The 2,674-nt window shown below is 64.9% G+C and carries 4 protein-coding genes; 2 read left to right on the plus strand and 2 right to left on the minus strand.

The window, feature by feature from the left end; all coding sequences use genetic code 11:
• Positions 1–506 precede the first annotated feature (506 nt).
• Both ACTMTI_RS56635 and ACTMTI_RS56640 read right to left on the minus strand, forming a co-directional pair.
• Positions 507–1,049, minus strand: coding sequence for a nitroreductase/quinone reductase family protein (locus tag ACTMTI_RS56635; protein WP_441129365.1), 543 nt, complete (start codon positions 1,047–1,049; stop codon positions 507–509).
• Entirely contained in the window at positions 1,046–1,495 is a 450-nt protein-coding gene (locus tag ACTMTI_RS56640; protein WP_441129366.1) for a hypothetical protein, read from the minus strand. The genes ACTMTI_RS56635 and ACTMTI_RS56640 overlap by 4 nt, the downstream gene beginning before the upstream one ends.
• 198 nt (positions 1,496–1,693) lie before the next feature.
• Here ACTMTI_RS56640 and ACTMTI_RS56645 point away from each other — a divergent pair, with 198 nt between their 5' ends.
• The gene (locus ACTMTI_RS56645; RefSeq protein ID WP_441129367.1) at positions 1,694–2,323 is read left to right on the plus strand and encodes a TetR/AcrR family transcriptional regulator; all 630 of its coding nucleotides are present in this window, start codon (positions 1,694–1,696) and stop codon (positions 2,321–2,323) included.
• A gap of 119 nt (positions 2,324–2,442) precedes the next feature.
• On the plus strand, positions 2,443–2,674 hold a 232-nt coding region (locus ACTMTI_RS56650), incomplete at its 3' end, for a hypothetical protein (RefSeq protein WP_441129368.1).

A 2,674-nucleotide genomic window follows, 5' to 3' on the forward strand; every position in this document is an offset into this window, starting at 1 on the left:
GAACAGCTCGTCATCCTGGACGGCTGCGGCCACGCCCCCCAGCTGGACTGCCCAGACCCGGTCAACCGCCACCTCCAAACCTTCTTCGCCGACTCACGATGACCGGCTGCACACTTCGCGCTCAACGCGGAGGACGAGGTCATCTTGGGGCGAAAACCACCACGCTCAAGCTCCTACCACGACCATGACTGACGGCACCGTCGTTCACACGAGGCCACCAGCGACATCACCTTCGCGTCCGCAGCCGCTCCGGCATCGTTCGCGCGCCTATCAGGCGAACCTCCTTGCGGCCCGGCGGGCTGCGGTCTCCACATCCTCGCCTTCAACTCCACCGCTCACGCTCTGCCAATGGGGATCATCTGCTCGCTGGAAGACGGCATATTCTGGCAGACCGGCCGTGGCGCGGAAGAGGAAAACCGGTACGCACTATGCGGTAGGGCTGTCTATCGACAGACTGTTGTCGCATGGGCGAGCGGCGCCGGACGAGCCGCCTGTCGCTTACTCGTTCATCTTTCGTGTGTGGGCATGAACCGGCACTCACGGATTCGGAAGACGGGGTGACGAGGCGCGATCCGGTGGAACTCCGACAAGGGTGCTGTAGGCCTCAGCCCCAGGTGCGGCCTTGCGCCAGGCGCGGCGGCGAGGTAGCGGCGCAGGATCTCGGCGCGATGCTCGGGCGGGATCTCCTCAAGCTGGATCGGAGTTTCGCGACCCCGATGGCGGAGCGCGGCCTTACCACCCGCTGCCTGGACGTTCCGCACCCAGTTCGCGTCCGGCCCAAGCATCGATACGAGGAACTCGGCGTTGCGGTAGGCCGTGACCGCGACCGGAACAGCAAGGATGTTCCCGCTGCGGCGCCCCTTCACCTTCAACACGGCACCATGGCGTGGTGACAGCCGCCGAGCCCCGTACACCAGGACATCAAGCCGGTTCATGAGCCGCATGAGCTCGTTCGGACGCCCTCCTCGATACATCACGCTCTTGAGCGCCGCGGCCCGGCCTACCACGGCACGACCGATGCTCCATGCCTCCCTAGGGCCTTCGGTCATGTCGCCCTTCTCCACAGTGCGACCACGGCGAGGCCGGGAATACACGGAAGGACCTGCAGCCAGCCCAGCAGCGGCGCGAGGCCGACATCACCCGAGGTGTCCCGGACGGTCAGTGCGGCGATCGCGATGCAGATCGCGATCGCGAGCAGCCCGGTCGCCAGCCAGCGCGCCCAGCGCTTACCGACTCGAACCATCCAGATCGTGCCGAGCCAGCCGAGGAGTCCCAGTACCCCGATCGTCGACAGAATCGCCAGATACGCAGCAACAGCGGCGCCGATCGCGCCGGGCTCGTAGGCCGGATAGCTCGCCTTGATGTGGTCTGCCAAGACGGTCGTCGTGGATTGGTCGATGAACGGAAAGAGGGCGGCGATCGCGGTGACCCCCGCCCCGATGGACATCATCGCCAGTGGGGTCCGGTTGTGCGATCTCTGCTTCAGCGTCGTCATGGCATGAATCCTTCCGTGTGAGTCGGCCGGGAGGCGTTAGAGCGTCACGCTGCGTGTCCGGGCGGGATTGAATCGTCCGCTGTCGCACTTTAGACAGTCACTGTCTTTAGGCAGTGACTCTAATCTCCTGATTTTAGACAGTCAATGTCTAATGACAGTTACATGCTTTAGCGTTTGACTTCCTGCTATCCTGATCGCATGAGCGGGCTTCGCGAGCGCTGGCGGCTCAAGGCCATGCGCGCCATCCAGGAATGCGCCCTCGATCTGTTCGACGAGAGAGGGTTCGCCGCGGTCACGATCGAGGAGATCGCGGCCGCGGCCGAGGTATCGCCGTCGTCGGTGTACCGCTACTTCGGCACGAAGGAAGGGATCGTGGTCGCCGACGAGTTCGACAGGATGAGCCCGGAGGCACTCAAGGACCTCCTCGACCCAGGCGATCCCATCGGCAGCCTGCTCCGAGCCGTCCGCGCCTACGAATCCGCACCGGAGGGCACATCTGGTTCCGAGGAGGTAGCCGAAGGCCCTCAGGCCAAGAAGGGCCCGTGGCGCAGGGTCCGTTACTTCTTCGCCGAGCCATCGGTCCGCGTGGCCGTCTGCGCCAATCTGGACCGCGCGAGCCAGCGGATCGCCCCGCTGATCGCGGCGACCAGCGAGCTGACAGAAACGCAGGCTCGCGTGACCACGAACGCCCTCGTCTTCGGTTATTTCGCCGCACTTGAGCAGTGGTACCTCGACGGCGGCAGCCGCCCTATCGCCGACTACGTCGAGGAGGGCCTGCGTCCACTGCGCAGCGTCTGGCCGTCCTCTGACCACGAACATCCCGCATAAATTCTGCACGCACTCGCTTGGCGCCCGACGCCATCCAGACCAAATCGCCCCTTCGACGCCACCTTCCCTCGAGTTGACATCCGCCGTCCGCGAGGGCGCATGCGCCGGGTCGCCGACGGTTGTCGACCCCGGCGGAAGCCGATCCGGATGATCCTGCTTGCGCGGTCTGCGCAAATCTCGACCAGATCGCGGGTCAGGACATGGTGGGCGATTCGACCAACAGCGGATCGTGGGCTTTCCGCCTCGCGGCGCGTAGGCGAAACGTTCCCCATACGTCACATTACGGACAACCGTTTTCTTGGAGTGCCATGTTGTACGGGCGTCAGGCGGAGCAGTCGGTCATCGGCGGGT

The organism is Nonomuraea sp. H19 (assembly GCF_052068215.1).
Classification (GTDB): domain Bacteria; phylum Actinomycetota; class Actinomycetes; order Streptosporangiales; family Streptosporangiaceae; genus Nonomuraea.